A 26,183-nucleotide genomic window follows, 5' to 3' on the forward strand; every position below is an offset into this window, starting at 1 on the left:
TATGAAAATACAAACGAATATGCAAGGTATGAATTCTCCTAACCCATTAACAGGTTTTAAGTTGCTTTGGCAGAGCGCCCGGACAATGAAAAAAGCCATTATTGGCACCTTTCTGGCATTAGTTGTCACACTGGTTTGTGATTTAGCGGGGCCATTTGTGATCCGTCATTACATTGATAAAGCGACCGCAGGTACTTTTGTTTATGAACTTGTCCTCTTGGCTTTAGGATACGCAATCATCTCTTTTGCCGGTGTTATCGCTGGTCTGGTTACCAGTTATTGCAGTACCAGTGCAGGTTGGGGTATTGCCGATGCGTTTAGGCGTCAGCTATTTCATCATGTTGTGCACAATCGGTCTATCCTGCAAATTGAAAGTGAAGCTCAGGGTAAGCTCCTTGAAAAGATTGAGGGGAATGCGGACATTATTGGAAAAACTATTGCGGAATCCGGATTCCGAATTATAGGCAATATCGCATTAGCATTAGGTACTTTGGTGATTTTGTTTTCTATTATCCCAGAAGTAGGTATCGCAATTACCGTGTTAGTTCTCGTTGTGGCTTATGTTCTGGTGAAACTTACTAACCTTGCAGTAGTGCGATGGAAAAAAGCCCGTGAAGAGAAAGCCCACATATTTGGTTTTATCGGCGATGCTCTTGCTGCGAAAGATGATTTGCATTCATTGGGAAGACGCCGTTGGCCTGCTTTGCAACTACAGAAGATGCTTTCTGGCTTATTAAAAATGGAACGTAAAGCCTATGTCAGCGGACGCATATTTTGGCCGATTACCCAGCTATTTTTTGCCTTGAGTTTTGGCCTGGGTTTTGGATTTGGGCTGCAATTACTCGGTCATAACAGTATCAGTATTGGTACGTTAACCATGATTTATCTTTATGTTGACCGACTCAGAGAGCCAATGGAAGAGATGTCTTCGGAGGTAGATCAGGTACAACAATTGATGGCGACCTTATCACTGGTAGTCAAGATGTTGCGAGATGAGGAGAAAGTCAATCACAACAGTGTAGAGAATCAGCTACCTGAAGGCCCCCTGTCAGTTCAATTTGATCAGGTTGACTTTCGCTATGAAAGTCAGGGTAAGCAAGTCTTACATAACGTGAGCTTCAGTGTGGACGCTGGAAGCAAAGTAGGCATTGTTGGGCGCACGGGGGCAGGTAAAAGCACATTACTCAATCTCATGTGTGGGTTGGCTCAGCCTGATAGCGGACGGGTTACTCTTGCTGGTGTTGAGGTCACTTCCATTCATCCTGATGAATTTGCCAATCGTGTGGCAGTGTTAAGCCAAAAAGCGTATCTCTTTTCAGCAACACTACGCGAAAATTTAACTCTGTTCGATAACAGCATTTCAGATGATGCAATTTGGTGCGCGCTCGAAGAGTTAGAGATCCATAAATGGGCGAAGACATTACCAGAGGGGCTGGATACTTTGGTGGGGGTTGGGGGGCGTTCATTGTCGGAAGGGGAAGTCCAAATGATTGCCGGGGTAAGAACCATGCTTCAAGACGCACAATTAATCATTATCGATGAAGGCACCTCGCTATTAGATCCTCGCACTGAGCAGAGTTGGATGAGATTACTGGAAAAAATTAGCGCTAATCGTACCGTGATCATCGTTGCCCATCGCCTGCACACATTATCCACTGCTGACCAAGTCATTATCATGAATGAAGGCCGTGTCGAGGAACTCCTTCATGGCGCAGGGATCAAAACGTTAACAAAACATAGGGAACTTATATCATGACGGGGTTAACCCACTTTTTCCCATCAAAAATGTTGCCTTCTTTACTGAGTTTAGTGCGCAGATTTTCCTTTCTTTACTTCATCAGCATGGTTATATGGACGCTGATCCACGGCTTACCTTTGGTCGTTGGTTTTGCCATCAGCCAGCTTCTTGATAGTGCTGTTATCGATCCCGTAGGCTCAGCGGTTTGGTGGCTATTGGCATTGGCGGTAGGCTCAATGGTATTACGCTCAGTGATACTGATTTTTGGCTTACAGATTGATTTTACCCTTATTTTTAAGGTCAGCGCATATCTTAAACAACGCATTCTGGAGGGAATAAATTGCAGCCACTCTGGCGCGGATCTGGGTCTTTCTCAAGGGGATATGCTCAACCGTATTCGTAATGACAGTGATGAAGTAGCCTCTTTTCTCGGTTGGACAGCGGATTTCTTCTACCGAGCGGTACTATTGTTGATAGCACTTGTGGTGTTGCTGAGTACTGACATTGTGACGACATTGGCGCTTTTACCGATGGCTGGTGGTTTGTGGCTGGGCATAGCTCTCAAACATAAGGTCGGAGCATTACAGGAGGAGAAACGTCAATATCAAGGCCAAATTGCGGGTCGTATCACCGACATATTGGCAGGAATCCGTGACCTTCGCCTTGGTGGAAAGTTGGATCTGCATATTGAGCGACTTTCGGCAAGTTTTGAACGTCGTCGGGCGGTGCAGGCAAAGCATCAAATGTTCACTGATCTGCTGTCGGGGCTATTTCGTAACATCGTGATGCTAGGTACATCTATTGTTTTGATTATTGTCAGTACCCGAATTGTCAGTGGCGATTTCACTATTGGTAAATTGGCTCTGTTTTTGACTTATATCGGTTGGGTCAGTGAGCAGATCTTCTTTTTCGGTCGCGCCTTGGCTAACTATAAAAATGCCGATGTCTGCTACGAGCGAATTCAGCCACTGTTACAGACAGAGCAGCCTGCCAGCGAAGCCCCTATTGCTGATGACATCCTGAAATCACTGACAGTGAGGGGGCTTTGTTGCAATAGCGATACGCAACCTATTTCGTTTACAGCCACACCCAATCAACTGATTGTCGTTAATGGAGAAGTGGGTTCCGGTAAAAGTCGTATGCTTCGCGGTCTGCTCGCGCTGGAACGACACTTATCAGGAAGTGTGCTTTGGAATAACAAAGAAGTTTGTGGAGACGTCGATTGGTGGCAAAGCCCTAAAGTTACTTATGCCCGTCAAGGTGCTGGCTTTGTTGGCGGTACTGTTCGAGATAACTTGGCACTGGGTAACGACGCTGTCAGTGATGAAACTATGGAGCGGGCGTTAACGGCAGTATATCTGAAACCGGGTTCATCTGATCTTCCTGAAGGGCTTGATACTGTGCTGGGGTCCGGTAGTGTCAAACAGTTATCAGGAGGCCAGCGCCAACGTTTGACATTGGCCCGTATGCTATGTCATTCAGCCGAAGTTTATGTCGTCGATGATTGCGATTCATCTCTGGATACTGATACCGCCCGAGCCATATGGTCAGCACTGCCTAAAAAGTGGTCGGGGATCTGGATTGTAGCCTCGCAAAATATTGACCTGCTTGCTCAGGCGGATCAAGTGGTGACTATCAAACGGCGGAGCGAAACATCATGAATTACAGGGTGGTATGTAACAAAGAGGGTAAGCACTCCATTTGGCCTGAAGGGCGGATATTACCGTTAGGGTGGCAAAATGTGGGTTTTTCGGGATCAGAACAAGAATGCCTGGATTGGATAGCTACATATTGGAGTGATCCTAAATTGAAAGTTTCCGCAGAGACGTTGGAATGAAACGTGTTCAACTGACGCCAGGATTATGGAATTACTGCGATCGACAGCAGACGACAATGACTGTTGTGATTGCGCCTTTTGGCGGCGGCAGTGCTTATTCTATGACCGACTGGGTTCAGCAACTGTTGACTGATAGTTATCGAGTGCTGGTGCTTCAGTATCCGGGACGAGGTTCTCGAAGTATTGAACCACTCCCTTTATGTATAAGAGATTTGGTGGCTACCGCGGCAAAAGATGTATTGCTGCATACACAGGGGCCTCTTCTTCTTATTGGTCATAGTATGGGCGCTTTGTTATGTCATGAACTGGCATTACTTTTAGAACAAGCTAACCGAACCGTTGAATATTTGGTCTTATCAGCAGCACGTCCACCACATTTGAATAGTATGGTGCCAGAAGAGATACTCCGTATGAGCCGGGAAGCTTGGATTGAAGAGCTAAAAACCAATATAGGAAATGAAGATAAGAAACTGCTTCATGCGGATGTGCTTGATCTCATGTTGCCTGTATTGCGTGCTGATTATTTGTTAGTGGCTGAGCACAAACAAGCCAGTGGCAAGGTACATTGCCCTATTTTAGCCATTGGCGGTGATCGTGACCCGTGGGTGAGCCCATATCATTTACAAGAGTGGCAATCGCTGACACATGATTCTTGCCAATTAGTCATGTTCCCTGGAGATCACTTCTATTATCGAGATCAGCTTTACGACATTTATTTGTATATCCGTCAAACTTGCTTAAAAGAAGGAAGTCTGCGCTAATGAGTGATGAAAATACCCAAACACAAATGAAGTATTCATCCCGTTTTGAAGGTTTGACGGATGAATATTTGGTTGTAATAAATGATGAAGAGCAATATGCCTGTGTTCATTCTGAATGGCCTGTCGCTACCGGATGGCGAGCGACCGGTTTTAGTGGGACGCAAGAAGCATGTAAAAAATGGATTGAAGAAGTTTGGACCGATATGCGCCCGGCTTCTCTGCGTAATGGCCCACAATCCTTTGATAATCAACCTCTGATAGTGATTTATGATGAAGGCGCAGCCCTTCCCAAAGATATTGTCACTGAATTGAATGGGGTTGCACCACTTGTACTTGTTATCAATTCAAACGAACACACAAGAGAGCGCATATCCTACTTTTCACGATTTGGTCACGTAGTTGATGGTTCTGATATTGCAAGGGCGGTATCAGAACTTGCTCACCTTAATCCTGCGGGGATTGTGACATTTAGTGAGCGTGCCTTACGTCTTACAGCTACGCTGGCAAAACACTTGAATTTGCCTTTTCACAATCTCGAAACGGTCTATCGGCTTACTGACAAATATAAGCAGCGAGTGGCTTTACAAGAGGCTGGCATTGAGTCGATAAGATTCTACCTCATTAACACTGTGTCAGATTGGGAGCAAGCTGTTGAACAGGTTTGTCTTCCCGCAGTGTTAAAACCAGCCTATGGTGGTGGCAGCATCGATACTTATCTTATTGAAGATCCGCAAACAGGAAAGAGCCTTGTAGAAAAACTGCTTTCAAATAAACAGGTTGGATTTGATGGTGGTCGTTCACTGGTATTGGAAGAGTTCCTCCAGGGGCGGCCATCGTTGCCTTTTGGTGACTATGTCTCGGTTGAGAGCTTGGTGGTTAACGGAGAGATTAAGCATATAAATGTGACCGGCAAGATGCCACTTAGTCCCCCTTTTCGTGAATATGGTCATATCTGGCCATCAGTTTTAAGTGATAGTGAACAAAACCAAATCTATGCATTAACGTCAAGTGCCATCAACGTGTTAGGGGTTAATCGGGGGATCACCCATACCGAGCTGAAGTTGACCGAGCAGGGACCCAGGATCATTGAAGTAAATGGCCGAGTGGGCGGGGGTATCAACGAGATGGCCAAAATCAGCCTCAATATTAGTCTGCTTGAAATGGCTGCACGATTAGCGCTGGGAAAAATGATTGATCTCCCTGTGTTCAATCCTGAGCACGTCTATTTCAATATCTGCCATATTGCGCCAACACGTCCATGTGAAATTCTCCGAATTAATGGGGAAGATGAACTTCTCTCTCTTGAGGGTGTATCGTCATATCGCCCATATGTATGGGCAGGAGCTACTTTGCCGGGAGGCTCACAAACCAATGAAATTAACATGGTGTTGGGCAAAGTGGATAACCATAAGGCATTTCTGGATATTTATCAGCGTATGGGGCAGTGCTTGCGTTTTCATGTTCGATTTATGGACAGTGAAGCCGTTCAAATTCTTGATGCGCATGAATTGGGGGCGATATGAATCTTATTTCAAACGTAGCTAAAGTGCCGGATAACATAAATCTCACTGACCCCCTGACTCATTTACGTCCTGATATAGATAACATCTGGCGGCAATTACGTAATGAGTCACCTGTCGCTTGGCATCCTGCGGTCAATGGTCAATCAGGATTTTGGGTTGTCAGCACCCATGAGTTAGCTATGCGGGTTTACCGTGATAGTCAAACCTTTACCTCTGTTCGTGGAAATGTCATGGCTACACTGTTACATGATGGAGACACAGCGGGTGGTCGCATGCTTGCAGTGTCTGATGGAGATAGACACCGTCAAATCCGTAAAGAGTTGTTAAAGTCTTTCAGCCCTAAGAACCTGATGTCGGTACAGAAAAGAATCAAAAATGCGATGCATGAGCTTGTACGTAATGCAGTAACATCCGGGCAATGTGACTTTGCCACTGATGTAGCACCACATATTCCGTTAGCGGCCATATGTGACATTTTAAAAGTTCCAGAATCGGATCGAGCAAAACTATTTGTCAATGCAAGTGCAGCACTGGCTTCGAACTCTTTGTCAGTTGATAAAGTAGATACCCGCCTCGCCAGAAATGAAGTGTTGATGTATTTCTATAAATGTATTCAGACTCGCAAAATCGCGCCATTGGAAGATGATCTTATAAGTAACCTGATAGCAATGACTCAAAACTCCCTGGCATTAACAGAAGAAGAACTCGTCTTCAATTGTTATAGCGTGTTACTGGGTGGCGATGAAACAACTCGGTTGGCATTGATAGGGATCATAAAAGCATTTGCCGAATATCCAGAATGCTGGGCTCAATTGCGACGTGGTGAAGCAGAAATTAGTAAGGCAGTAGAGGAGTTGTTGCGATGGACCACGCCGGCTTTACATGGTGGTCGGACCGCAACGGTAGATGTTGAATTAGGCGGTCAGCAGATTAGGGCTGGTGATATTGTCATTGTTTGGAATCGGTCTGCTAACTTTGATGAAACCGTCTTTACTAAACCCAATCAGCTTGATCTGAATCGGAGTGATAATCGGCATATTTCTTTTTCATATGGGGCTCATTTTTGCCTTGGTGCCGCTCTTGCCAGAATAGAAATTATTGCACTGCTGGAGGCGCTTGTGGAGCTCGTTGATCAGATCTCTTTGAGTGGAGAACCCAGCCCTATCTATTCGACTTTTCTATCTGGTTACCATCGCTTGCCAGTCAAATTGACTGCTGCACATTATTCATAGGAATAAATAATGAAAGAACGCATAGTGTTGCATGAACGAATAGTGTTGCATGAACAATTTGATGCGATGGTTGAGAATGCTCCTCACAAGATCGCCATTAGTGCACATCATGTAGAAATGACATACCAAAATGTGCAAGACCGTGCTACCCAACTTGCCTATCGACTAATGGACTTAGATATCGGGGCTGAAGATGTGGTTGGAATCCATATTGAGCGCTCTTCTGACATGATCATAGCGATGTTGGCTGCGCTTAAAGTTGGTGCTGCTTATTTAGCACTCCCACCCGATTATCCGACTGAGCGACTTCGTTATATGATAACGGACTCGCGTACAAGGTTGGTGTTAACTCGAACTATGATGAAAGATTCAACGGTCATTGAAAATGTTGCCACTGTTTATATCGATGAAATCCAATCTGTAGTGCCAAAAATCCTGCCACAAGTTACCAGTCAACAGCTAGCTTACGTTATCTATACCTCGGGAAGTACAGGACGCCCCAAAGGAGTGGGAGTGACTCATCATGGCGTTACCAACTTCGTTAGCCAGAAACAGCAGTACGTTCATTTCGGACCTAATGAAAAAATATTGCAGTTAGCACCTGCGGCTTTTGATGCTTCTGCCTTTGAAATATGGGGAGCATTGACTAATGGCGCGGCATTGGTATTGGCTTCTCCTTCATATCAAGCCATTGATGAGCTACCGAAATGCCTTGTTGAACATGGAATTACGATATTGCTACTGACACCTGCCTTATTTCACGTATTGGTAGATTATCGCGAAGAGGCTCTGGATAGCGTACCTCAATTGCTTGTTGGTGGCGATGCAATGTCAGTCACTCATGCGTTTAAGTATTTGTCCAGGAAGCAGAAATTAGGCAAACACTTTTTATTTAATAACGTATATGGCCCGACTGAAGGAACGACCTTGGTGAGTAGTTACTCTATGTCATCATTAAGTATTGATGCGATAAAATCTCCCTTAGGTAAACCTATCGTCAATGCGGAAATGTACTTATTGGATGAGATGTTAAGACCGGTCAGGCCAGGTGAGCGTGGTGAAATCTATATTGGGGGACAGTCTGTCGCACGGGGGTATTTATATCAACCTGGGCTAACTAGCCTGCGTTTTTTACCTGATCCTTTCTCCACCCAACCAGGAGCCAGAATGTTTGCTACTGGTGATGAAGGCGTATTGTCGAATGATGGACTGATTGAGTTTGTGGGCAGGCTTGATGATCAGGTCAAAGTGCGGGGTCATCGAGTTGAGCTGGCAGAAGTAGAGCATGCAATAAAAAGCTGTCAGGATGTGAGTGCTGTTTGTGTTGTGCTGAACATTGACAGTGATCGCCATGTTGAACAACTGGTCGCCCATTATACAACTCACATTGATCATACAACTCATAAAAACACTGATGTTGAGCAAGCTATCATCACTCGTGTTCAAACATTGTTACCCAGCTATATGTGGCCTAGTCAGTTTATTCAGCATGAACAGCTACCTTTAACAAGCAGTGGTAAAGTGGATCGTCGATTTTTGATGGGTTGGAAAGAGGCTGAGAGATTAGAAGAGGTGGTATCCGGTGAACTCTCCATGACAGAAGCACTGGTGGCAGAGATCTGGCAACAAATTCTAGGGCCATTTGATGTTGTGCCTGATGCTGATTTTTTTGCGTTGGGAGGCGATTCGTTATTGGCTATTCAGGTTATCGCGGAAGCTGAAAAACGAGGACTCAATCTGACACTCTCTACCTTATTTCGTACCTCGACGCTTAGGGCGATGTGTAAAGATTTGGTGCTCCCAGAACAAACAGATAATGGACTAACTCGCAATCCGGCATTGCGTGGGGTTTGCCGCGGTTTGGCACAAACAGAAGAAGCTCTCAGTCAGCAGAATGAGAACCCACTGATAAATGAAACGGATAAGCAAAGGTTGCCTGTTAATATCGAAACTGCTTATCCGGCGACGAGATTGCAGCTAGGGATGCTGTTTGAGGGATTATACAGTGGTAAAGCAATCTACCTTGATGTTATTGCTCGGGATGTCAACTTGCCACTGGATGAAAAAATACTTCACGACACGCTTCAGTCAATAGCCAAAAGGCACCCGGTTCTCAGAACAAAATTTGATTTGGCCTCTTTTAGTGAAGTGATGCAATTGGTTGAATCACTACCATCATTGCCACTTATAGTGGAAAACTACACAAATCTTGATGATGAACAGTTGGCTGCACGTCACGAAAAAGTAATGGTTGAGTTAAGCCAACCATTTGATCCTGAAGAGGCTCCTTTAATGAGGGTACATGCGGCGGCATTGAATGAAGGACAATTTCGGTTAGCTTATGCCTTTCATCATGCGATCCTTGATGGTTGGAGTGAGTCTGTTTTTATCCTTGAGCTTTTGAGATTGTATCAAGCCAATTTAGTTAGCGAGTCTGTTTTATTGGAGCAACCGGCACCATTGTCAGAGTTTGTCAGACTTGAGCGAGAAGCGCTCGATAACGACAAGGCGAAACAGTTTTTTAGTCAATATTCAGCTAAAGAAAAAACGGATAGATATCAAGATACTGATTATAGGAAAGCAGTACTGGTCTTGCCGGAAAGAACAGTGGAGCAATTGTTAAAAAATGTATCAGATTGGGGCATTCCGTTAAAAAGTATGTTTTTTGCTGGTTTCTATCTGACAACAGCTCATCAGTTACAAGATATTGACTTTGTTGCAGGGATGTCTGTTAACGGTAGGCCTGAGATGGAAGGTGCGGATTTAACTCTTGGACTGTTCCTTAATCATATTCCGATAAAGTTGAATCTTGACTCTGCTAATAACTGGCAGGCACTGGCAAGACAGTCTTTCGATGCTGAAAAAGAAATATTGCCCTTTAGACGCTTTCCATATTCAGAAATACAAACCATGTTAGGAGGGCCACCCTTCGAGGCTGCATTTAGCTACGTTCATTTTCATTCTCGCAATGAGTTATTAGAGCAAGGGTTGGTGAATAGTGATGAAGATGTGCGTGACCATACCAGCTTACCGATTAGGGTTGAGTTGATAAATGATTTGAAAGGCGAAGGTATTTTAATAAATGTGACAGCAGATGAAAAACGTTATGGCACGGGATTCGCTTTAGCGTTGGCCGAACGACTTAGTGAAAAGATAGAAGACATAGCATTTGTATCCGAGCAGATTATTTAATTATCGTCGGATAGTTAATTTTTTGGTATTTGATTTCACAGTTTTTAGTTGCTGTAAACGCAGAAATCTAATCTACGAGGCTGACTTACATTAGCCTCATTCAGAAAACATTTGGAGGAGAACTTAAACAGATGGCTCGCCATATCTTGATTTTCTCAGTTGTGCAGGGGCGTTGAATTATGGGCATAACCATTACGCACTAAAACTGGCTGTATCTCAGTACATCAATGAAGATGGTATTCAAGGTGCATTGGATTTGCACACTAAAGCGAAAAAAGACTTTATCACCGCTTTTCAAGAAAACATTCTGGTACCCAGAGGGTTGACCTATAAACTACAGTTTACTTCACCGACTGGTAGCAGTGTTGTTGAATCGGCGATTAAGCTTGCACGTAAAGTAACCCAACGCTGTCGAGTCGTTGCTTTTACCAATGGTTTTCACGGTATGACAGGAACCTCATTAAGTTTGACAGGTAATAAGGATCATCGTCAGCCTGTGATGGATGCTTATGTGGAGCGTTGATGAAGTCTTAGCTAAAGTAATAGATATTTTAGATCCTCGATTAAATTGATCGTCAAATTTGGGGGTTCTTCCACAGGAGAGCGTAAAAATGAGAGCATAAAAAAGTCTGGGGCACTTGAGTTATTTAGCGGTAAAGTGGGCGATTCAACCGGACTATTACCCATTATCGGCCCATGAATACTTATACGTTAAAGTGGCTTCTTTAGCTGCTTTACCACATAAATGCCCCAAGGTAATGAGATGGTTCCCCTCACTCTAACGGCAGTATATTAGCAGAGTGATTATCTTTGATAAGAGGCTACCATCATGAACACTATCGCACTGATTGGCATCGATCTCGGCAAACATTCTTTTCATGTCCATTGTCAGGAGCCATCGGGAAAAGCTCTGCTACGTAAAAAATTCACCCGAACTAAATTGATGGAATTCTTAGCCGATTGCTCTCCGGCAACGGTTGTGATGGAAGCCTGTGCTGGCGCGCATTTCATGGCAAGGCGGATCGCTGATTTGGGGCATGAGGCTAAGCTGATTTCACCGCAGTTTGTCCGTCCTTTTGTCAAAAGTAACAAGAATGATTTTATTGACGCGGAAGCCATCTGTGAAGCCGCCTCACGACCTTCAATGCGTTTTGTTCAGCCCAGAACGGAAGCCCAACAAGCCATGCGAGCGTTGCATCGTGTCCGGGAATCACTGGTCCGGGATAAAGTCAAAACCACCAATCAGATGCAAGCTTTCCTGCTTGAGTTTGGCATCAGTATGCCCAAGGGGATTGCCGTGATAAAACGACTCTCCACTGTTTTGGCCGAACATCCTCTTCCACCTTATTTGGCGCAAATATTACTACGGTTACAGGCGCATTATCACTATCTGGTTGGGCAAATCACCGAGATTGAGACCGCACTGTCACAGGAAATCATTCAGGATGATACCGGACAACGGCTGATGACGATCCCCGGTATTGGTCCCATCACGGCGAGTGTGCTTTCCTCACAACTGGGTGATGGAAAACAATATTCTCGCAGCCGGGATTTTGCGGCCTCGACGGGTTTGGTTCCCCGCCAGTACAGCACCGGGGGAAGGACGACCTTATTGGGTATCAGTAAACGGGGTAATAAGACGCTCCGGCAACTGTTGGTACTCTGCGCCCGGTCATTCATGCAACAGATTGAACACCGGCAGGGAAAACTGGCTGACTGGGTTAAGCAGCAGCTTGAACGAAAGCACTCTAATATCGTGGCCTGTGCATTGGCTAATAAACTCGCCCGGATAGCGTGGGCCATTACGACACAACACACGGTATTTGTCGCCTAAAGCTGGCGTCATTGTGAACCTATTTAAATGTTACCCCACTGGTTTTGCGAAGACTGATTATTGATGACATGAACGGCCTACCGGCCTGATGAGAAACCTAACATAAAAAATGGCTCTTTCAAGCCGACAAGGTTTTAAGGTTCATCAGGCGCGGAACTCATCGAGGCGCAGGCTCCTTGCCTACAGTGACGCCGGATAGATTTAAGCAAGCCAAAAATTCATCAAAATGAGTGTTGCAAAAACGAGGGGAACCATAGATTTTTATGTTCTATAACTTTCAATGTGTTTGGTCTTTACCCACCGCTAATCAGAGATGGGCAAATTTACCTTACCCGCTATGTGCCAAAATTAAATGCCCGGTTTGGGCAGTAGTCGGCTTGACAGTGATCTCGATGTCACACCCCAGCCGATTCAGACACTCCATCATCTTACGTTCTGACAGGTTGGAAAAATCGCCCCGGAACAGGTGGGATACTTTTGCCTGGCTGATCCCAATACGTTCGCCAGCAGTAGTTTGTGTCAGCCCCAGACGCTTGATAGATTTGATGATCTCAAAGGCCAAGCCGGATTTAATTTTGTGCTTTTCGGCATCACGGAAACCCAGATCGGCAAACACGTTGCCGGAGCTGATTTCAACCGCTACGCCATTAATGGTTTTCTCTTTCATTTTTCATCTCCTGGGCCATCACAGCGGCCACTTTCAGTCGATTACGGATGATGTCCATATCTTCTTTCGGCGTCGCTATGCCGTGCTTACTCTTCTTCTGAAAGGCATGTAGCACAAAGACCGCTTCGTCAAATTTCACCGTATACACCGCTCGGTAGGTACCACCTATGTCGTCCTCCAACACTTCCAGAACGCCGGCACCACCAAACCCTTTCATCACCTTCACAGCATCATGCTTTTCGCCACGCTGCGCGAAGTCTAGGGCAAAGCCAAAGAAGCGCTGCACGTCCTTCGGCAAGTTCAGCAAGTCCTTCTTGCTGCTGCCTATCCACACTAGCAGCTTTTCACTTTGTTGCTCCATCCTGTTTATACCTTTTCTGGTATTGTGTGAATTCAGTATACCAGAAATGGTATACTCAGCAACTAGGGGAGAGCATAAAAAAGTCTGGGGCACTTGAGTTATTTAGCGGTAAAGTGGGCAATTCAACCGGACTATTACCCATTATCGGCCCATGAATACTTATACGTTAAAGTGGCTTCTTTAGCTGCTTTACCACATAAATGCCCCAAGGTAATGAGATGGTTCCCCTCACTCTAACGGCAGTATATTAGCAGAGTGATTATCTTTGATAAGAGGCTACCATCATGAACACTATCGCACTGATTGGCATCGATCTCGGCAAACATTCTTTTCATGTCCATTGTCAGGAGCCATCGGGAAAAGCTCTGCTACGTAAAAAATTCACCCGAACTAAATTGATGGAATTCTTAGCCGATTGCTCTCCGGCAACGGTTGTGATGGAAGCCTGTGCTGGCGCGCATTTCATGGCAAGGCGGATCGCTGATTTGGGGCATGAGGCTAAGCTGATTTCACCGCAGTTTGTCCGTCCTTTTGTCAAAAGTAACAAGAATGATTTTATTGACGCGGAAGCCATCTGTGAAGCCGCCTCACGACCTTCAATGCGTTTTGTTCAGCCCAGAACGGAAGCCCAACAAGCCATGCGAGCGTTGCATCGTGTCCGGGAATCACTGGTCCGGGATAAAGTCAAAACCACCAATCAGATGCAAGCTTTCCTGCTTGAGTTTGGCATCAGTATGCCCAAGGGGATTGCCGTGATAAAACGACTCTCCACTGTTTTGGCCGAACATCCTCTTCCACCTTATTTGGCGCAAATATTACTACGGTTACAGGCGCATTATCACTATCTGGTTGGGCAAATCACCGAGATTGAGACCGCACTGTCACAGGAAATCATTCAGGATGATACCGGACAACGGCTGATGACGATCCCCGGTATTGGTCCCATCACGGCGAGTGTGCTTTCCTCACAACTGGGTGATGGAAAACAATATTCTCGCAGCCGGGATTTTGCGGCCTCGACGGGTTTGGTTCCCCGCCAGTACAGCACCGGGGGAAGGACGACCTTATTGGGTATCAGTAAACGGGGTAATAAGACGCTCCGGCAACTGTTGGTACTCTGCGCCCGGTCATTCATGCAACAGATTGAACACCGGCAGGGAAAACTGGCTGACTGGGTTAAGCAGCAGCTTGAACGAAAGCACTCTAATATCGTGGCCTGTGCATTGGCTAATAAACTCGCCCGGATAGCGTGGGCCATTACGACACAACACACGGTATTTGTCGCCTAAAGCTGGCGTCATTGTGAACCTATTTAAATGTTACCCCACTGGTTTTGCGAAGACTGATTATTGATGACATGAACGGCCTACCGGCCTGATGAGAAACCTAACATAAAAAATGGCTCTTTCAAGCCGACAAGGTTTTAAGGTTCATCAGGCGCGGAACTCATCGAGGCGCAGGCTCCTTGCCTACAGTGACGCCGGATAGATTTAAGCAAGCCAAAAATTCATCAAAATGAGTGTTTAAAAATATTCTGTCAGGTGAAGTTAGGAATTTCACATTTGAGATATTCTTTTATCTTTGATTTTAGATTTAGCACCTTTAATTAGAGTAGGTGGCATATGTATATTTTGCTGACTTATTTGTTGCTCAATATGTTGCACCACATAGGCGGCATCCTGATCGATCCCCAGAAAACGTCCAGAACCCCATGTATATAACCACGGCAAACCAATAAATGTGACATTCGGATCGATAGTAATACCACGGTCATGTTTGGGATAACCATTGGTTTGAAAAATATCTAAATCAAGCCATGAATAGTCTGGTTTAAAACCAATACACCAAATCACGGAAGTCATATTTTCTTTTGCTAAATCAATGTGTGTGATTTCCTGCTCAGGCTGCCAAACCGGTTGATATACCGATGCAGGTTCATCGGTTGCAATATTGTTTTTCTCTAAATACTCATCAATCGAGGCATTAATACGATTATAAGTAGCATCGGCAAGGTCCAGGTTTTCTGATAAATTTGGTTTAAACCAGAATTGACCCTCTTTAAAGTCATCAAAATGTCCGAACAGTTGCATACCTTCTAAGGCAAATTTACGCAGGTCAATATCACGCCCGCCGTCACGCCCTGTGACATAGTGGTTAGTACTGTTACGTACCTCTTCACTATAACGATGATGTTTGACAGTCGTTTCGTAATACCCCATATCAAACAGCCATTTCACCACATCTTTGCCGCGATAGAAGCGAGCACAACGTGGTGCATTGCCTGTCGATAAATAGACTTTTTTGCCTGCCAGATGTAAATCTTCGGCAATCTGTGCACCGGATTGTCCTGACCCGACCACCAGCACCGCACCTTTAGGCAGTTGCTCTACATTTAAATACTCTTCCGAATGCATCACTTTCACATGGTTAGGCAAGGTATCACTTAATTTTGGATAAATCGGGGTGTGATACCCGCCTGCTGCAACGACAAGCTGTTTGGCTGTGGTTGTACCGTGATTGGTTTCAATGACAAACTCATGCGCTGCCACTTTTTTCACATGTTCTACCTGAATATTTAAAATGGCGGGAGGATTAGTTTTTTCAATAAATTCGTCAAGATATGCCACAATTTCGTGCTTTTTCATAAAGCCGTCAGGGTCGTTCCCCTGATAAGGGTGTTCAGGCAATAGACACTGCCAGTTTGGTGTCACCAAAGTGAAATTATTCCAACGTTTATGGCACCAGCTATGGGTCAACTCGGATTCTTTTTCCAATACCACATGGTCAATACCCGCTTTTTGCAAATAGTGACTGATACATAGACCAGCCTGACCGCCACCAATAATCACCACATCATAATTTGGCTGTAACATTTGATTTTGGATACTTAACATGGAATATCCCTCTCATTGATTCGTCATTTCGATAATTTCAATTTGATCTTCCGGACTTAACCCGAAGAATTTGGCTTGGCGTTTGATTATCGCCAGATTGTCCACGGCTGAACTACAGAAAAAGCCATAACGTGCCCGTACCCTTTCCGATGCGGCATGCAGACCATTTTCAACTTGATGCAAGAACTGCATACTTGGGTAATGCTGACCAATGGACAGATATTCATAAATCACCGTTGAGGGTGAGTAATATTGAATCAGCTCCCCATTAGGCCATTTCACAGTAAAATTCACACTGGGCATAACATCGACTCCTGCTGACTTTTAGGTTTAATCTGTACGGATTTAGCCTGTAACTTTTTTAACGCATCGGCATAACAAAAACCGGTAAACATTTGGTGGTTAAAATCCCAAAATATTCCGTATTGCTGCTGTTGCTGCACGGCAACCACACCACTGGCATTGGTTTCACCAATCACCGCGCAGGCAATACCCTGACGGTGAAACAGCTTAATAATTTCTTCACATTCATTTGTATCGGCCGTCAGTAAAAAACCAAAACTGGGGAAGATTTGGAGCCATTTAAACCAGTCCACATTCTCAGGTTTAGGAATGGTATCTAAATTGATATGTGCCCCCGATGCTGTGGCTTCGAGCAGCATCAATAAACTGCCTAAGATACCGGCGTTGCTAATATCGCGGGCGGCATGAACCAGATTTGCCTCCGCCAATTGCGGCAACAAGGCAATTTGTGACTGTAAAATGCGGTCAGACACTCGCTCAAAGCATTTCCAATAAGGGGTATTGGGGTGGAATTGTCCTTTCAGATTTAAAGCAATCAGAATTTTTTGTTGTGGTTTGACATGCAACACCGAGAGTAGTTTTCGTGCTATGCCTTGAATCGCAACGGATAAAGTAGGCTGATAAACCACCCCAATATTGGTATGTCCACCGACCAATAGCACACCATAAGCACGACAAGCATCCTGCATACCTTGCATTAACAACTGGGCATGTTCGCTACTGGTATGCCAAAAACTGTTCACCACCGACAATGCCCGACCACCCATTGCGGCAATATCACTAATATTCGCCATGACTGCTGACCATCCGGCAAAGTAAGGATGATTGGTCACAAAGCTTGGTAACATGCCTTCACAGGCGTGCAATACATATTGACCATTTAGCGACACTGCCGCCGTGTCATCTCCGGGATAGGCATATAAGCTATCCAATGAATCCATATGGCAAGTTGTGTCAATTGAAACATTGTGAGCAATCGCCTGCTTGGACTGCATTGCAGGTGTATGTTTTAACATTTCGAGTAATTGATTGAGTTTCATCACTGCGTCTCCTTTTGCATATAGGCTTGCATTGGGACATGCGGTAATGGATAGTTTTCAATCTGTGCCTGCATCAGCACATGTGGAATGTTGGCAATGGTTAACTGACGCAAACTATCCCAACACAACCTTTGGAAATAGTGTTCATTTTGACTTTGCACGGTGGCTAAAAAAGTACGGCATCCTAAGTGCTTGGCGGTCGATACCGCGGTATTGATTAACGCTTTACCAATGATATGGCGACGTCGATATAAAGGTTCTACGCATAAACGCCCGCCATACCATGTCTGTTCGCCATCCGGGAAAATCCGTACTGCGCCAATCACTCGATCATGCGCACCCAACATTTTCTCAATGGCAACAATGCCTAATGCTTTAACATCGTATTCGTCACGATCTTCTTGCAAGATTTTCTGTTCATCGCGAAAGGTCATTTCACGCAAACGATAATATTGGCGACGCTCCCAATCTTCCGACACAATTTTGATGGCAATGTCATCGCTAACAAATTGTTTCCGCCCTTCATTTGGCTCAAGCAGCCAAGGATAGTGAGAAAGTTTCATATCACATTCTCCTTATTCATACGCTTTTAGCGAAGAGCAAGCGCCACATTTGGCACAGCCGGCTTGAGTATTTTCCGAGTTCAAACCATGTTGTTTGAGTTGTTGTCCGATTTTCGGATAGAGCGACTGCATAAAAGCTTGATCAGGTTTAGGGTGATGCTCTAATGGTGTACCTCGAATCGGCACAAACGGTACCACAAATGGATACACCCCCATTTCAGTCAGTTTGGCGCTCATCTCCACGATTTCCAGTTCGGTATCGCCCAAACCGGCCAAAATGTAGGTACTGACCTGTCCTCGGCCGAACACCGCAACGGCTGCCTCAAACGCCGCAAAATATTTTTCCAACGAGACTTCGGCTTTACCCGGCATCATTTTCTGCCGTACACGTTCGCTTACCGCCTCAAGGTGCATGCCAATCGACACCGCTCCTGCATCTTTTAAACGTTGGAACCAGGCAAAATCATCAGGTGGTTCGCACTGTACCTGTATTGGCAAATCGACTTGCGCCTTAATCGCTTTAACTGAGTCATATAAAATCTTGGCACCACGATCTCCTGTGTTTGGCGTACCTGTGGTGATCACCATTTGCTTAACGCCATCCAGCTCAACGGCGGCTTTCGCGACCTCAGCCAATTGTTCCGGGCGTTTACGGATCAAGGTTCGACCCTCTTTTAAAGACTGATCAATCGAGCAAAATTGGCAGGCAGTTGCTTTGTCCTTCATACGAATGCAATGCTGTAACACCGTTGTCGCCAGCACATCACGGCTATGTAAGGTGGCAATTTGTTGGTAGGCAATGCCTTCGGCGGTTTTTAAATCATAAAAACGGGGTCGTGCAGGTGCAGTTAAGGTCGCCACAGGAATCCGGTTTTTAAAGACAATCACCTTGTCAGAGTGCGGTTCAGGCTTGGCGGTGTAGGGAGAATCTTGTACTGCAAGGTTCAGCACAGGAATCATCATGGTCTGCCCGTCAAGGCTCAGCGCTTTATGATCGCTTGGCCCTGCGCCACCTTTACGAGACAAGCCAAAATTGCCTTCCCATTTCAGACCATTACATTGTAAATCGGTTAATAGTTGCAAATCGGTTAATCGTTGTATTGCAGACATCTTTAACCCCCTATCGATTGGGTTTACATCAATATGGTTTCGACATGTTCTTCATTAAATGTTGAGAGCTTTTCGGGATGACTTTGAACTGATGTTTCGACTTTCAGTTCGTGTAATACGTGTGTTGGACGGCGATCAATCATTAAGCTGAGTAATTCAGGTCGGCTGTAATGTCCAATCGAATCCATCATGCGTTTGCGTTTATCAATCAGGCTAAAGTCCAGATCGGCAATACAATAACCTTCACCTTGTGTGATCGGTTCAGCCAGGAGCTTGCCTTCGGGAGAAACGATGGCGGCAAAACATCCGCCTGAAATTGGACCGATATCACAGCCAGTATCCTGCATAATCTGCCGTTGCTGTTCGGGATGCAGCCATGCGGTGGCGTTGATCACAAAGCAGCCAGACTCTAAAGCATGGTGTTGAATGGTTGCGCGGATTTGATCGGCAAAGACTTGCCCTACCAATGAACCGGGAAACATGGCGGCATGAATTTGCTCACCATCTGCCATTAAGGCAAAACGTGCCAACGGGTTGTAATGTTCCCAACAGGCCAGCGAACCAATACGCCCTACCGCAGAATTAATGGCACGTAAACCACTGCCATCACCTTGTCCCCACACCATGCGTTCATGGTAAGTTGGGGTAATTTTGCGGCGATGCTGAATGATTGAACCGTCGGCATTAAATAACAGTTGCGCGTTATAAATCGTACTGCCCGCACGTTCATTAGTGCCAATCGATACCACCATGTTGGCTTCAAGACAGGCTTGACCAATCGCTAAAGTTGCTTCGGAAGGTACAACCACCGATTCATTTAATAGCTTTAAATGCTCTTTACCCATAGCAAATGGCGGTTGTACAAAGGAGAAATAAGGGTAATAAGGCACGACGGTTTCAGGAAAGACTGCGAATTGCACTCCCTGTTTTCCAAGCTCTAAAATAATGCCACAGATTTTTTTTACTGTTGCGGCTTGACTATAAAGCACTGGGCTACATTGTACTGCGGCGGCTTTAATGATTCGGTTCATAACCTTATCCCCTCGTGGTTTATGTTTACTTAGGCAGTCCAGGTATCAATGACTAAGGCATTGTCGCGACGCATCAGCAGTCTTAAATCCATCACATCCAATGGATTAATTGGCCGAATTCCCGGAATAAGCGCTTTTTCGGTTTGACCATAAAATGCTTGTAATGCAAAACGGCAGGCATAGACTTCGCCACCTTCTTCCATAAAGGCTTTCAACTGATTGTTGACGGCTAAATGACCTGGAAAAGCTTCTGCCCCTAAAGTTGGAAAACCCCGTTGTACACCCAACTGCACGCCTGGGCCGTAAAGCAAAATTTTGGTTTCAAAGCCTTTGCGCAACAGACGTTTTGCCTGTAACACATTGACCAAGCCGGCTGATCCTTCAAATGCAACGGTATGGAAAGTCACCAATGCTTTTTCACCTGGCAGGGCTTTGACGTCCTCAAACACTTTTTCTTCGTAATCAACAAGAAAATCGCCGTCTTTATATTGCTCGATATCAATCTTTGGCATGACCAACTCCTCGTTCAATGTTATTTGGGAATGAACCAACATGTAGTCTGTCTGTACTATTGCGAGAAATTATTGCGAGAACTGTGCCAAGTTGTATTTTGGAGTGGAAGTTAATTTTTATCACATTGAAAAATATCATTTAATTTTTATAAAAATAGTTTCCATGGAGATAAATTGAACGACTAGGGAATTAGGATTTTTCGTAGTATTATGAAATTTAATCGCTTAAATTATGAAATTTCATATACCCTATGGATTTTAAGAGGCAACTTGAAAGATGACAGGTATAGTAACTGACTTTATCTCGGACTGGGTAGTTTACGAAGACTCGATTCGCCCGCTGGTATTTGAACACACGTCACAGGCATTAATTGTGCTAGATCCACATCAAAACCAGTTTATTGATGTGAATATTAGCGCCACCCAATTATTACAATATGAACGTCATGAAATTATTCAAAAAACGGTGACTTCCATTTTTGGTCATTTCAGACAACTGCCATATCTTATGGCATTTACCGAAGAAGCTTTGGTAAAAGGTCGGGCCTGGAACAATGAGTTGTATATCTTTGATAGAAACGGTGAAAAAATCCAATTGGATATTACTGCTGTTTCATTGTCTTATAAAAATAAAACCTTGCTGATATGGTCGCTGGTGGATGTCAAAGATTTAGCATTGCGCCAACTCAATAAAAATGCCGATAAAGCCATTCGTATAGGTTTAAAAGAATCGCAAGCCTTACAAGAGCTGTTTATTGACTCTGACACAGGCAAGCATTTATTACTGAGTTCAGTCGGTGACGGTATTTACAGTATTAACAAACAAGGCTTGTGTACCTTTATTAACCCTGTCGGGGCTAAAATGTTGGGGCTGCAACCTGAAGATGTATTGAGTGACAATATCCATAACGTTCATCACCATACCCATGAAAATGGCGAACCCTATCCTGAAGAAGAGTGCCCGATTTACGCGGCGGTACATGACGGTATTGTGCACGAAGGGGTGCAGGAAATTTTTTGGCGTCGTGACGGTAGTTGCTTTCCGGTGGAATTTACCAGTACCCCAGTGATTCGTGACAGTGAAATTATTGGCGCGGTAGTGGTGTTCCGTGATATTACCGATCGGCTGAATACCGAAAAACAACTGACCCATGCCCTTGAAGAACTACAAGATTTAAAAAGTCGACTGGAACAGCAAAATGAATATCTGCAAGAAGAAATTTTACATGAAAATCAATATGATGAAATTATTGGCAGAAGTGCATCCATTTTACAGATTATTGAGAAAATCAAGGTGGTCGCTCCAACCGATGCCAATGTGATGATTTATGGTGAATCAGGTACAGGCAAGGAGCTGATTGCTCGTGCTATTCACCAATCCAGTCACCGTAAACAGCAACCACTTATTCGAGTCAATTGTGCCGCCATTCCTTCGGAACTGTTTGAAAGTGAATTTTTCGGACATGTTAAAGGTGCATTTACCGGGGCTGTGCGTGACCGTGCCGGACGTTTTGAATTGGCAGACCAAGGCACACTGTTTTTAGATGAAATTGGTGAAATTCCTATCGAGCTACAAAGTAAATTGCTGCGTGTATTGCAGGAAGGAACCTTTGAGCGAGTCGGCGAAGAAAAAACGCGACATGTGGATGTGCGGATTATTGCCGCCACCAACCGCAATTTAAAAGAAGAAGTTAAACACAAACGTTTTCGTGAAGACCTCTATTTCCGTTTAAATGTATTCCCGATTTATTCACCGGCTTTACGTGACCGTAAAGAAGATATTCCACTTTTAGTTACGCATTTTACTAAGTTGATTTGTGACAAGCGTAAAATTAATTATCTCCCATTTTCACAAAGGCATATTTTAGAATTACAGCAATATGATTGGCCTGGTAATATTCGTGAATTACAAAATGTCATTGAACGCGCACTCATTATAGCGAAACAAGGCACGGTTTCGTTTAAATATTTGCTAGAACAAGATCAACAGCAAAATGAAACGACGCATCAGAATATTCACAATAAACTTCAACACATTGAAGTTGTGCTGACCATGCAGCAACTGAAGGACTTGGAAATTAAAAATTTCTCTCTTGCCGTTAAACAATGCAAAGGTAAAATTTTTGGTGATGATGGCGCAGCAAAATTGTTGGGAATGAACCCAACGACATTGATCTCACGCTTAAAGAAATTAGGAGTTGATTATTAAAAATCTCATCTTGAGTTTGGAAAATGCGCCTTATTTACCAATGGAAAAACCCGCAAAAAACTGCGGGTTCTGCCTTGTTTTGTCTATATAAGATTTTGTCTGTATGGGGTAAAGCGTTCCTTAAAAATAGTTACTGGGGGAGTTTCTTTCTGGGAACCTCAAATTCTTATTTTGTTTTAAAGGTACTGAACAGCTTGGGAGAATCCACCAGTACACCATCGGCACCAAGCTCTTTAGCTTGTTTGAAATCTTCCTCAGTTTTAATGCCAAAGAGAATGATGTTAGCGCCACCATTAGCACGGAAACACGCCATCGCTTCCTTATCCCATGATAATACTGATTTGGAACGTGCCTCACCAAGAGTATATTTCTCAACAACTTCTACGTTACGGCGCATTTCCAAACCATACCAGCGAGTGGTGTCGGTATTTGCAGGGATATCACATTGATGAGCCATTGTGATATTTGCCAGCATGGTGCGGGTTTTATCCCGGCTTTCAAAACGCTGAATTGTTGCGGGTAATGCGTTAAGGTAAGTTTCGTTAGTGGAATAGAAACGGGTACGGGCAAGCGATTTTTGTTTGGTCAGTACTTTTTCTAGTGCTTTGGCTTGTTGTGCTGGATCCGCATCCGGTGATTTCAGATCAATATAGAAAAAAGTATCTGGGTATTTTTTTAAGACTTGTTCTAATGTTGGAATACCTAACCCTTTATTACGGAATGGATGATGACCATCAGAGCCAAATTTGTAACCAGCATCAAATTTAGCCAACTGACTTGCTTTATAAGCAGAAACGAGTCCACTTTTATTGGTCAAGCTATTTAGGTCTGTTGGACGATAGAGTACGGGAATACCATCCTTTGAAAGCTGGACAGTGATCCAAATAGCATCTGCTTTATTCTCTAAGGAGTTAGAAATTGCGTACTCAGTATTTTCAGGTGCATCACCTGTACCGGCACGATGAGCGATAATTTGTGGTGGTGTTGCGAAAGTGCTGGCAGAGCAACAAAGTAGGATTGCAGCGGTAATTCCGTGTCGCATCGTTTTCTCCATAATATCCAATTATAACTAAGTTAAAATAATCAACTTTATTAATGATTTCTTCATGAAATCAATTTTGAATGTAACACGGTTTTTTGAATTTTAAGTGAGAATTTGAATTTTTTTACATTTGTTATGTGCTCGTTGCAAATACTGTTTTACTGAGCTGGAAGAAACCTGAAGTTGATCAGCTATTTCGCTATAACGTAGTCCTTGTAGCTGTGCCAGTAAAAAAGCGCTTTTTACTTGAACTGGCAATTTATCAAGAGTGATCTCAAGTTTTTCAAGCTGTTCAAATGTAGCGATTCTGCTTTCAGCAGAGGGCATGGTCATTTCTGGTGTCGAGTTTATATATTCCAAATAGCTCTCCTCGTTCTTTTTTCGACGGTAATAGTTGGCAACCAGGCAACGGGCCACGGTTGCTAGAAAAGACCGTGGCTGGCGGATGTCTGACAAATTTGAATTTGATAGAACGTTCAGGAAAGTATCCTGCGTGAGATCCTCCGCATGGCAAGGGCAAGGGACTTTACGGCGTAGCCAGTTATATAACCAGTCATGATGTTCAAAGTAAAATTGTTGCGCAGAACTATTAATTTTAGGCATGTCTTTGGTGTTGGTATTATGATTTCCAACAATTTTTATAAATGAAAATGATTATTATTTTCATATGATCATCGTCTGTCAAGCTGTTGGCTTTAAGTGAATTCCCTTATGGCATTTTGCTGCAACCGGAAGGGTTTTTAAAATCGAGAAAAAGTGCAAGTGTGTCATGAAAAAACAGATAAAACTTTAATCATTAAAGGTAAAAGGCTGTGATTAGGTTTTTTCAAAGCGGGTAGAAAATTCAACATCATACCGACATTGAACGAGAAAACATTAGGAAGGATGGGTTTTAAATTGATTAATAAGGTAGCAAAATGACTGGGCTAACTAAATATACCCGTTATCTTTCAAGTTGCTTCTTTGTTGGCTGCACTCGCTCACCCCAGTTACATAGCTTGCTATGCTCCTGGGGATTCACTCCTTTGCCGTCGCGATGCATCTTGAAATCCATAGGGTATATATCTTTTTATACGTTTTCATGCTGATGACAGTAATCATTTCGTCTATTACCGAACAAGTTGTATATCAGTATTGAGACGTTCGTTGCCAATCCCTATTTTGGAGAAATTCAAACAGACATAAATAATAACCGAACAGCAAATCCGATCAGCACCAGTCCCATCACCCGCTCGAACCAATACCCTTTCCGTATAAATTTATTACGAATCAATGTATTAGAAAAAATAACACTGACCAATACAAACCATACCGCATTGACCACACACATCCAAACCCCATAAAACATTTGTATCAGGATAGGTGTATTGCTACTCACCACAGTCGTGAAAACGGCCAAAAAGAACAACGTCGCCTTAGGATTAAGGGCGTTTGTCATAAACCCCATCAGAAATGCTTTCCATCTACTCTGTGAAGCTTGAACAATTCCCTCATTCTCTAAGACAGCCAAATCGGTAGGCTTACTCCTGATAAATTTGATACCGAGCCATATGATGTAAGTTCCGCCAACAAGTTTTGCTAATTCCATTAACCACGGAGTGGTATGCATTAATGCACTAACCCCCACTAGTGTATAGATGACATGTACTGATATTCCCGCTCCGATACCCACTGCCGTACACATCCCAGCCCAGCGACCAAACCTCACACTTTGTCGTATGGTAACCGCGAAATCTGGCCCCGGTGCTACTACTGCCAGAAAATGAATCACCGCCAGTCCTAGAAATTCCCCCCAATAGTTATACAACATATTAACTCCAGAATGACAGCGGATAAGGTGAACAGCGTTGCCGCAAATCATTGATGTTTTTAAACACACTTTCAAAATAATCAGCTACACGAGGTGGCTCATTTTCTGCTTCATAAAATGCCATTCCAATCCGTCCTATGCTCGGGGCGTTCAAATATTTATCAAATCCATGTCCCAGTATTTTTTTACCCAGTTGCATCGCTAAAACACTAGGAACAAATTGCTTTACTCGAATGGCCAAAATAAATAAGTTTGTTAAAAGGATAATTAAATCATGTGACGCAAAAAAACTAAATAAGATGAACCATACGATAAAATAACAAGAGTCTTAATTTAACAGGTGTCCATTCTGACGACAATATACCTTCTTTAATAAAGAAATGACTAATTTATCAATCAAGGTAATTATGATTATTAAATAAAAATAATAATTAATTCAGCTAAATAAGTGTGATTTTTCAGAAGAGCAATCAGTTGCGATATTTCAACGTCAGGGTGAGAAAGAAACTTGGAGAGTTGAATGG

At 43.9% G+C, this 26,183-nt stretch carries 23 protein-coding genes and 1 pseudogene; 11 read left to right on the top strand and 13 right to left on the bottom strand.

Going from position 1 to position 26,183, the window contains the following annotated elements; all coding sequences use genetic code 11:
• Position 1: 1 nt before the first annotated feature.
• The 9 genes and pseudogenes from PluTT01m_RS06215 to PluTT01m_RS06255 all read left to right on the top strand — a co-directional run bounded on the left by PluTT01m_RS06215 (position 2) and on the right by PluTT01m_RS06255 (position 12,117).
• Positions 2-1,756 (top strand): ABC transporter ATP-binding protein, encoded by a 1,755-nt coding sequence (locus tag PluTT01m_RS06215; protein WP_011145541.1) that lies wholly within the window; start codon positions 2-4, stop codon positions 1,754-1,756.
• Complete coding sequence (locus PluTT01m_RS06220) at positions 1,753-3,399, top strand: ATP-binding cassette domain-containing protein (protein WP_011145542.1); 1,647 nt, start codon at positions 1,753-1,755, stop codon at positions 3,397-3,399. The genes PluTT01m_RS06215 and PluTT01m_RS06220 overlap by 4 nt, the downstream gene beginning before the upstream one ends.
• Positions 3,396-3,575, top strand: coding sequence for an MbtH family NRPS accessory protein (locus tag PluTT01m_RS06225; protein WP_011145543.1), 180 nt, complete (start codon positions 3,396-3,398; stop codon positions 3,573-3,575). The genes PluTT01m_RS06220 and PluTT01m_RS06225 overlap by 4 nt, the downstream gene beginning before the upstream one ends.
• Positions 3,572-4,336, top strand: a complete 765-nt coding sequence (locus PluTT01m_RS06230; protein ID WP_011145544.1) for a thioesterase II family protein — start codon at positions 3,572-3,574, stop codon at positions 4,334-4,336. Before PluTT01m_RS06225 ends, PluTT01m_RS06230 begins: the two co-directional genes overlap by 4 nt.
• Positions 4,336-5,859: an MbtH family NRPS accessory protein gene (locus PluTT01m_RS06235; RefSeq protein ID WP_011145545.1), complete on the top strand. Its 1,524-nt coding sequence runs from the start codon at positions 4,336-4,338 to the stop codon at positions 5,857-5,859. Before PluTT01m_RS06230 ends, PluTT01m_RS06235 begins: the two co-directional genes overlap by 1 nt.
• A complete protein-coding gene (locus PluTT01m_RS06240) occupies positions 5,856-7,091 on the top strand; it encodes a cytochrome P450 (protein WP_011145546.1) in 1,236 nt (411 codons plus the stop codon). Before PluTT01m_RS06235 ends, PluTT01m_RS06240 begins: the two co-directional genes overlap by 4 nt.
• Before the next feature lie 9 nt (positions 7,092-7,100).
• Positions 7,101-10,283 (top strand): non-ribosomal peptide synthetase, encoded by a 3,183-nt coding sequence (locus PluTT01m_RS06245; protein WP_011145547.1) that lies wholly within the window; start codon positions 7,101-7,103, stop codon positions 10,281-10,283.
• 142 nt (positions 10,284-10,425) lie between these two features.
• Positions 10,426-10,806 (top strand): annotated as a pseudogene (locus tag PluTT01m_RS06250) (aminotransferase class III-fold pyridoxal phosphate-dependent enzyme); the annotation flags it as partial.
• Between the two features lie 306 nt (positions 10,807-11,112).
• Positions 11,113-12,117 (top strand): IS110-like element ISPlu13 family transposase, encoded by a 1,005-nt coding sequence (locus PluTT01m_RS06255; RefSeq protein ID WP_011145548.1) that lies wholly within the window; start codon positions 11,113-11,115, stop codon positions 12,115-12,117.
• A gap of 328 nt (positions 12,118-12,445) precedes the next feature.
• Here PluTT01m_RS06255 and PluTT01m_RS06260 read toward each other — a convergent pair whose 3' ends face one another.
• Together PluTT01m_RS06260 and PluTT01m_RS06265 are read right to left on the bottom strand one after the other, a co-directional pair.
• Positions 12,446-12,784: a helix-turn-helix domain-containing protein gene (locus tag PluTT01m_RS06260; protein ID WP_011145549.1), complete on the bottom strand. Its 339-nt coding sequence runs from the start codon at positions 12,782-12,784 to the stop codon at positions 12,446-12,448.
• On the bottom strand, positions 12,765-13,145 hold the full coding sequence (locus PluTT01m_RS06265; protein ID WP_011145550.1) for a type II toxin-antitoxin system RelE/ParE family toxin: 381 nt from the start codon (positions 13,143-13,145) through the stop codon (positions 12,765-12,767). The genes PluTT01m_RS06260 and PluTT01m_RS06265 overlap by 20 nt, the downstream gene beginning before the upstream one ends.
• Before the next feature lie 284 nt (positions 13,146-13,429).
• Between PluTT01m_RS06265 and PluTT01m_RS06270 the strand changes: the two genes are divergently transcribed.
• The gene (locus PluTT01m_RS06270) at positions 13,430-14,434 is read left to right on the top strand and encodes an IS110-like element ISPlu13 family transposase (protein WP_011145548.1); all 1,005 of its coding nucleotides are present in this window, start codon (positions 13,430-13,432) and stop codon (positions 14,432-14,434) included.
• Positions 14,435-14,701: 267 nt separating this feature from the next.
• On the opposite strand, the gene PluTT01m_RS06275 is transcribed toward PluTT01m_RS06270, so the two are convergent.
• The 7 genes from PluTT01m_RS06275 to PluTT01m_RS06305 are packed head-to-tail and all read right to left on the bottom strand — an operon-like array spanning position 14,702 to position 20,598.
• Positions 14,702-16,039 (bottom strand): MSMEG_0569 family flavin-dependent oxidoreductase, encoded by a 1,338-nt coding sequence (locus PluTT01m_RS06275; RefSeq protein WP_011145551.1) that lies wholly within the window; start codon positions 16,037-16,039, stop codon positions 14,702-14,704.
• Positions 16,040-16,051: 12 nt separating this feature from the next.
• The gene (locus PluTT01m_RS06280; RefSeq protein WP_011145552.1) at positions 16,052-16,342 is read right to left on the bottom strand and encodes an MSMEG_0570 family nitrogen starvation response protein; all 291 of its coding nucleotides are present in this window, start codon (positions 16,340-16,342) and stop codon (positions 16,052-16,054) included.
• Positions 16,330-17,382, bottom strand: coding sequence for a sll0787 family AIR synthase-like protein (locus PluTT01m_RS06285; RefSeq protein ID WP_011145553.1), 1,053 nt, complete (start codon positions 17,380-17,382; stop codon positions 16,330-16,332). The genes PluTT01m_RS06280 and PluTT01m_RS06285 overlap by 13 nt, the downstream gene beginning before the upstream one ends.
• On the bottom strand, positions 17,382-17,945 hold the full coding sequence (locus PluTT01m_RS06290) for an MSMEG_0567/Sll0786 family nitrogen starvation N-acetyltransferase (RefSeq protein ID WP_011145554.1): 564 nt from the start codon (positions 17,943-17,945) through the stop codon (positions 17,382-17,384). Before PluTT01m_RS06290 ends, PluTT01m_RS06285 begins: the two co-directional genes overlap by 1 nt.
• Before the next feature lie 12 nt (positions 17,946-17,957).
• Entirely contained in the window at positions 17,958-19,055 is a 1,098-nt protein-coding gene (locus PluTT01m_RS06295) for an MSMEG_0568 family radical SAM protein (RefSeq protein WP_011145555.1), read from the bottom strand.
• Between the two features lie 23 nt (positions 19,056-19,078).
• Positions 19,079-20,086: a Nit6803 family nitrilase gene (locus tag PluTT01m_RS06300; RefSeq protein ID WP_011145556.1), complete on the bottom strand. Its 1,008-nt coding sequence runs from the start codon at positions 20,084-20,086 to the stop codon at positions 19,079-19,081.
• Between the two features lie 29 nt (positions 20,087-20,115).
• Entirely contained in the window at positions 20,116-20,598 is a 483-nt protein-coding gene (locus tag PluTT01m_RS06305; RefSeq protein WP_011145557.1) for an MSMEG_0572/Sll0783 family nitrogen starvation response protein, read from the bottom strand.
• A 277-nt stretch (positions 20,599-20,875) separates the two neighbouring features.
• Between PluTT01m_RS06305 and PluTT01m_RS06310 the strand changes: the two genes are divergently transcribed.
• Positions 20,876-22,807, top strand: a complete 1,932-nt coding sequence (locus PluTT01m_RS06310; RefSeq protein WP_011145558.1) for a sigma 54-interacting transcriptional regulator — start codon at positions 20,876-20,878, stop codon at positions 22,805-22,807.
• 166 nt (positions 22,808-22,973) lie between these two features.
• Here PluTT01m_RS06310 and PluTT01m_RS06315 read toward each other — a convergent pair whose 3' ends face one another.
• The 4 genes from PluTT01m_RS06315 to PluTT01m_RS27865 form a co-directional block, all read right to left on the bottom strand.
• Positions 22,974-23,849, bottom strand: a complete 876-nt coding sequence (locus PluTT01m_RS06315) for a glycerophosphodiester phosphodiesterase family protein (protein WP_041379974.1) — start codon at positions 23,847-23,849, stop codon at positions 22,974-22,976.
• Between the two features lie 102 nt (positions 23,850-23,951).
• Positions 23,952-24,452 carry a sigma-70 family RNA polymerase sigma factor gene (locus tag PluTT01m_RS06320; RefSeq protein ID WP_011145560.1) on the bottom strand — a complete coding sequence of 167 codons (501 nt, stop codon included), beginning with the start codon at positions 24,450-24,452 and terminating at the stop codon, positions 23,952-23,954.
• Between the two features lie 568 nt (positions 24,453-25,020).
• Entirely contained in the window at positions 25,021-25,659 is a 639-nt protein-coding gene (locus PluTT01m_RS06325) for a LysE family translocator (RefSeq protein ID WP_041379975.1), read from the bottom strand.
• A gap of 1 nt (position 25,660) precedes the next feature.
• Entirely contained in the window at positions 25,661-25,783 is a 123-nt protein-coding gene (locus tag PluTT01m_RS27865; protein ID WP_257791351.1) for a hypothetical protein, read from the bottom strand.
• Between the last annotated feature and the right edge of the window lie 400 nt (positions 25,784-26,183).

Origin of the sequence: Photorhabdus laumondii subsp. laumondii, from assembly GCF_003343245.1 — a bacterium.
Classification (GTDB): domain Bacteria; phylum Pseudomonadota; class Gammaproteobacteria; order Enterobacterales; family Enterobacteriaceae; genus Photorhabdus; species Photorhabdus laumondii.